5 protein-coding genes are annotated in these 5893 nt (G+C 73.7%); 2 read left to right on the plus strand and 3 right to left on the minus strand.

From position 1 onward, the window contains the following. Nucleotides 1–135 precede the first annotated feature (135 nt). Entirely contained in the window at nt 136–438 is a 303-nt protein-coding gene (locus ACFWUQ_RS30895) for a hypothetical protein (RefSeq protein WP_384544628.1), read from the minus strand. Between the two features lie 118 nt (nt 439–556). On the opposite strand from ACFWUQ_RS30895, the gene ACFWUQ_RS30900 reads away from it, so the two are divergent. Further along, nucleotides 557–1201, plus strand: a complete 645-nt coding sequence (locus ACFWUQ_RS30900) for a hypothetical protein (protein WP_384544636.1) — start codon at nt 557–559, stop codon at nt 1199–1201. Nucleotides 1202–1227: 26 nt separating this feature from the next. Further along, entirely contained in the window at nt 1228–1626 is a 399-nt protein-coding gene (locus tag ACFWUQ_RS30905; RefSeq protein WP_384544630.1) for a hypothetical protein, read from the plus strand. 81 nt (nt 1627–1707) lie between these two features. Here ACFWUQ_RS30905 and ACFWUQ_RS30910 read toward each other — a convergent pair whose 3' ends face one another. After that, the gene (locus ACFWUQ_RS30910) at nt 1708–4458 is read right to left on the minus strand and encodes a PKD domain-containing protein (protein ID WP_384544632.1); all 2751 of its coding nucleotides are present in this window, start codon (nt 4456–4458) and stop codon (nt 1708–1710) included. A gap of 216 nt (nt 4459–4674) precedes the next feature. Further along, the gene (locus tag ACFWUQ_RS30915) at nt 4675–5685 is read right to left on the minus strand and encodes an LLM class F420-dependent oxidoreductase (protein WP_384544634.1); all 1011 of its coding nucleotides are present in this window, start codon (nt 5683–5685) and stop codon (nt 4675–4677) included. Between the last annotated feature and the right edge of the window lie 208 nt (nt 5686–5893).

Below are 5893 nucleotides of genomic sequence, written 5' to 3' on the forward strand. Positions count from 1 at the left end.
CGGGGATGGCGCCCTACTGTTGGGGCTGTTCCGGGAGGGCGCGCGGGCCCGGGAGAACATCGGGGGGCGGGTCCCGCCACCCCCGGGTGGGTGGGGGACCCGGCCGTTGGCTCCGTACGGGTCCGGGCGGCGCGGCTAGCGTCGGTAGAGCCAGCCGGCCACGGCGTGGCCGATGACGATGTAGGTCACGGCGGCGGTGCCGTAGCCGACAACGACCTGGACCCACTCGCGGCTGAAGGTGAACAGGTCGTACGACCAGCCGGCCAGCCAGCTGGCGGCGTCGTGGATGAAGTCGACCAGGCCGTTGCCCTGGTTCGCTTCCAACAGGTACAGGAGGATCCACAGGGCGATCACGAGGGCCAGCACGTCCGCCACCAGCGCGACGGCCCGGCCGGCCTGACCGCTTCCTCGGGTGTGTACTCGGGTGTGAGAGCGCATGCACCGCGTTTTGCCGCGAAGGCGCGCCGCAAACCCGAACGGGTCCCCCAAGTGGTGCAGCCGCGGGGCGCGGGTGAGGCTGCGGGGGACACCTGAGTCCCCGGAGGAAACCGTGTCCATCCCCACGACCGTTCGATTCCGCCGCGCGATCCTGGCGGTGTTCCTGTCCACCTCACTGCTCGCCGGCGCCACCGCGTGCGGCGGCGGGAGCGGCTCCGCCGGCGCCGCCGCCCAGGGAGAGGTGGTGTCGCCCGCCGCCGTCGCGGAGTTGGCTGCCCTCGCCGCCGCCGAGCCCGCGGCCGCCGAAGCCGACGCGCTGGCCGCCGTGACCCCCTCGCCCACCACGTCCGCCGAGCGGCAGAAGTTCGCCAAGACGCGCTTCGTGGCCAACGCCGGGCTCGCGGCCGGCGCCACGTACCAGTGGATCATCAAGCCGTACCGCGAGGGCACGTTCAAGAAGGGCGCCAAGGGCCGTACCTTCGCCCTCATCAAGGCCGGTCTCGCCGGCGCCTTCGCCTACAACCGGCTGAAGGCGGCCGCCGAGAACGCCAAGGGCGACCCGCTGCTGTCGAAGGCGATGGTCCCGCTGACGGCCGGCATCGAATCGCTCAAGGGCCTCGGCTCCAAGCTCCGCAAGGGCGAGGCGGGCGACGCCGACATCGACGCCTTCAACAATGTCATCGACGGCGTCAAGGAAGCGGGCCAGGGCGCGGGCGCCACGGTCACCGACAAGGTCCCGAGCCTGTCCCAGCTGGGCGGATAGCCCGGGCGGCCTGTTTCAATGGTCGCGTGATCGAGATCGTGGTGGCCGTCCTCGCCGCCGCCGGAGCCGGATGGCTCCTGCGGCGCAAGCACCTCGCGCGGACGGCCTCCGGTCCCGTGCCGGGGATCCCCGGCATGGCCCGCCGGCCCGCCGGCGCGGGCCGTTGGCGGCCGGGCCGGGTGTACGCCGATGAGGGCGGAGCCCGTTGGGTGCCGCAGCGCGGGGAGCCCCTGCCGCTGCCCGGGGCCCGCGCCACCGGCGTGCGGGTTCCCTCCGTGAAGGAGGGCATGTCCATCAACCCGGGCTCGCGGATCGTCACCTGCGTCTACGGGGCCGGCGACGGCATCGAGATCGCCGTCATGGCCCTGGACCTCCGCGAATTCCTGGAGGCCGTACCGCAGGCCGAGGCGGGCACGGAGCCGTAGCAGGTCCCGGGCCTGGACCGCGGCGAGCCCCGGTCCGCCGCACGCGCGGCGGACCGGGGCTCCTTGCGCTGTGGTGGCGGGTCAGCCCTGGGTGAAGCAGCCCAGGAGGTCGGTGACGACGTGGGTGCTGCCCCCGTAGCTGTTCCAGATGTCGACCCGCCCGTTGTTGACGGGGGTGGTGACGTGGTTGGGGACGGTGTCACCGGGCCGGGTGTTGAGGCTGCTGGCGTCAGGGCGGGCGGCGCCCTGCCCGTAGACGGTCAGGAAGCCGGGGCCGGTGGAGTCGGTGGCGGTGACGTTCAGTACCGCGCCGACCGCGTTCGCGGGCAGCCCGGCGACCGTGGTGGTGGCGCCCGGGGCGAGCGTGCCGGTGGTGCGGGTGTCGGCGAGGCGCTTGGGGGCGGCGGGGGTGAAGAGGGCGCTGCCGTTCTTCGCGTAGTAGCCGACCGCGTCCAGGACCAGATGCGTGGAGCCGGTGTTGGTGTAGAGGGTGATGGTGCCGTTCGGGCCGACCGGGACGATGGCCTGGTTGGACTTGTCCCTGCCGGGCTCCGGATTCAGGTTCGAGGTGGTGGGGCGCTTCGCCGGGTCCGGGTAGGCGATGACGTGGCTGCTCTCGGTCGCACCCGTACTGGTGAGGTTGAGGGCCACGGCCGTGGCGTCGGCCGGGATGCCGTTGACCCCGGCCACCTTGACGGTACGGGTCCGGTCCGCGCCCAGCGGGCCCCCGGCGGCGCGGGTGTCACTGACCCGCGTCGGGGCGACGGGCGTGAACCGCTGCCCGGCGCCCGGCTGGTAGTAGCCCGCGAAGTCCACGACCAGCGCGGCCTGCCCCGAGTTGAGCTGGGCGGAGATCCTCCCGTCGGCGCCGACGGGCACGGTGACGGTGTTGGAGGAGGTGCCGCCGGCGCGGACGTTCACGTTCGAGGTGACCGGGCGGGGCTGCCCGGAGGGCCAGACGCTCAGGTGGGTGTCCTCGGTGGCCCCGGTGACGGTCACGTTCAGGACCGCCGCGGCCATGCTGCCCGACAGCGGGTGGTCCGGCACGGCGAGGCCGACGGGCAGGGTCACGGGAGTGGCCTGGCCGCCCCGCAGGGGGGTGCCTGTGGTGCGGGTGTCCAGCAGCCGGAACGGGGCGGCGGCCAGGTACCCCGACGGTGCGTAGTCGACCTTCACGCTCCGGCCGGTCGTGGACTCGGCGCCCGCGGAGTCCCGGACGGTGAGCGCCACCGTGTAGGTGCCGGGCCGGTCGTAGGTGTGCCGTACGACGGTGTCGCCCGGCATGGTGTCGGCGGCGTGGCCGTCCCCGAAGTCCACGCGGGCGGAGCGTACCGGCCAGGGCGCCGCCGTGGCCGCCGTGTCGACCCGCAGGGTCAGCGGCCGGACGGAGGAGACCGGGCTGTCCGAGGTGGGGAGTTCCGGGCCGGTGGTGAAGCCGGCTGTGAGGGGAGTGTCCGGGTTCGCCCGCACGGTCTGCTCGGTGGAGGCCTTCGTTCCGGCGCGGTTGACCGCCGTCACCCTCATCACGCAGGCGCACGGTGCGGTGTAGACGTGCCGGGCGCTGTGGCCCTGGGTGACGACGGGGGCCGTGCCGTCGCCGAAGTCGTAGTGGTAGGTGACCTCGCCGGACCAGCGGCTGTCCGAGCCGGCCCGGACCTCCACCGTGGTGCCCACCGGGGCCCAGGTGTTGTCGGCGGAGACCCGTACCTCGGTGAGGTGGTCGTGCATCTCGTAGGCGCCGCGATCGAGGTAGCCGCCGTCCGTGCCGGTGTTGGGCGTGTTCGGGTTGTCGGAGGTCGGGACGCCCTCGATGCTCGTGGGCAGCACGCCGGGCGCCGTCGCGTCGGCGGAGTCGACGGCGGGGGAGGCGTCCATCTGGTCGCCGATCTCGTCCGACGGGGTCAGGACGTCGTGCGCGCCCTGACCGGTCGCGGCCCGCAGCGCCGCCGGGGTCTGGTGGTCGGTTCCGGCCCACCGGTACTTCACGTTGGCGCCCTGGCGCAGGCCGTGGATCAGGTTGTGGTCGGCGCGGGCGCCGGCGGCCGCGCTCCGCGTCACCTCGATGGCGGCGGGGGTCACGGCAGGGTCGCAGCGGGCGTCCCACCTCGGGTTGACCACGTTGTTGAACAGGGCGGCGCCCGTCGACGCGCCGCTGACGGAGAGGATGGCCGGGCAGGCGCCGTCGAGGGTGTTGTTGGTGACGACCGTGTCCGGTGCGTCGGTGACGGCCAGCGCCGGGCGCAGGCCGCCGCCGAGTACGTTGCGGCCCAGGAGGGTGCCGCGGGCGCCGCCCTCGATCCGGGCCTCCCGCACCTCGCTCCGGGTGACGCGCACGTTCGTGCTGCCGTCGCCGACCACGAGACCGGTGAGTGTGCCCCGTACCGCCTTGATCCGGTCCAGCTCGACGTGGTGGGCGCGGTTGACCTGGACGCCGCCGAAGACACCCAGGCCGGTGATCGCGACGTGCGAGACGCCGGTGAGGGTGAAACTCGCCGCCAACTCCGCCCCGGGCACGCCCGGCAGCGACTCGGCGGCGAAGGTGATCGGCTTGCCCGGCTCACCGGACCGGTCGAGGGTGACGGCGCCCGTGTAGCGCTTGCCCGGCGTGATCCGTACGGTCTGGCCCGGCTGGACGACCCGGGCCGCGGCGGCGATCGTGCAGAAGGGAGCGGTCCGGGAACCGGCCCCGGTGTCGGAGCAGCCGGAGCCGTCGAGGTTGTTCACGTAGAGGCTGAGCGGCGTGTCGGCGGCTGCCGCGGTCGAGGCGGCCGGCAGGCCGAGGACGGTGACGAGACCTGCGGTGAGCAGGGCCGCCGTACGGGTGGGACGCACTTGGAAGCTTCCTTCGCGAGACGGGGAACGTGGATGCCCATCGGCGCGTCGGGTGCTGGCCCGGTCCCCCCGGTGGCAGTCGGGCGCAGGTGGATCCACAAGGAAAGACGTCCGCCATCCTCCACCGGGAGAGAACCTCCTGTCACTTCGGATAACGTGCGGCCAACCACCCTCTTCCGTCCCAAAACGCCTGGTCGCGTGCGCGAAGGAGACGACCTAGCCGTTGAGTTCCGCCAGGACGCGCAGGGTGTGCGGGTCGGGGGCGGTGAGGAGCAGGTCGGTCACGGGTCCCGTGCGCCACGCCTCCAGCCGCTCGGCGATCCGCTCGCGCGGGCCGACCAGGGAGATCTCGTCGGCGAACGCGTCCGGGACGGCGAGTACCGCCTCCTCCTTGCGGCCCGCGAGGAAGAGCTCCTGGATGCGGCAGGCCTCGTCCTCGTAGCCCATGCGGGCCATCAGGTCGGCGTGGAAGTTGCGGGCCGCGTGGCCCATTCCGCCGATGTAGAAGCCGAGCATCGCCTTGACGGGCAGCAGGCCCTCCGCGACGTCGTCGCACACCGCGGCCCGGGCCATCGGCGCGATCATGAACCCGTCGGGGAGGTCGGCCAGGGACGCCTGGTAGACGTCGGTGCGGGTCGGCGACCAGTACAGGGGGAGCCAGCCGTCGGCGATGCGGGTCGTCTGGGCGATGTTCCTCGGCCCCTCGGCGCCCAGCAGGAGCGGCAGGCCGGCTCGGAGCGGATGGGTGATGGGCCGCAGCGGTTTGCCGGTGCCGGTGCCGTCCGCTCCCCGGTACGGGTGGCTGTGGAAGCGGCCGTCCAGGGCGACCGGGCCCTCGCGGCGCAGGACCTGGCGGATGACGTCGACGTACTCGCGGGTCGCGGTGAGCGGGCTCGCGGGGAAGGGGCGCCCGTACCAGCCCTCGACCACCTGCGGCCCGGACAGGCCGAGCCCGAGCATCATCCGGCCGCCGGAGAGGTGGTCGAGGGTCAGGGCGTGCATGGCGGTGGCGGTGGGCGTGCGGGCGGCCATCTGCGCGATGGCCGTGCCGAGGCGGATACGGGAGGTGTGCGCGGCGATCCAGGTCAGCGGGGTGAAGGCGTCCGAGCCCCAGGCCTCGGCCGTCCACACGGAGTCGTACCCGAGGCTCTCGGCCTCGACGGCGAGGTCGAGGTGGGCCGGATTGGGGCCGCGGCCCCAGTAGCCGAGTGCGAGTCCGAGGCGCATGGGCGGTCCCCTCCGCGGCGGCCTTGAGCCGTCGACCGTATCTGACGATGTGTCAGGCGGCGACTGTAGGGCACCGGCCCCCCGTCGGGAAGGGCAGCCGCACGGCCCGGCGCCCGCGCCGTACGGGCGGTGCCGGCGCGGCCGTGAACGACGGCGGGCCGGGCAGAGGATCCTCTGCCCGGCCCGCCGGTCTTCACTGTGTCGCGGC

Source organism: Streptomyces sp. NPDC058662 (assembly GCF_042716255.1).
Taxonomy (GTDB): Bacteria; Actinomycetota; Actinomycetes; order Streptomycetales; family Streptomycetaceae; genus Streptomyces.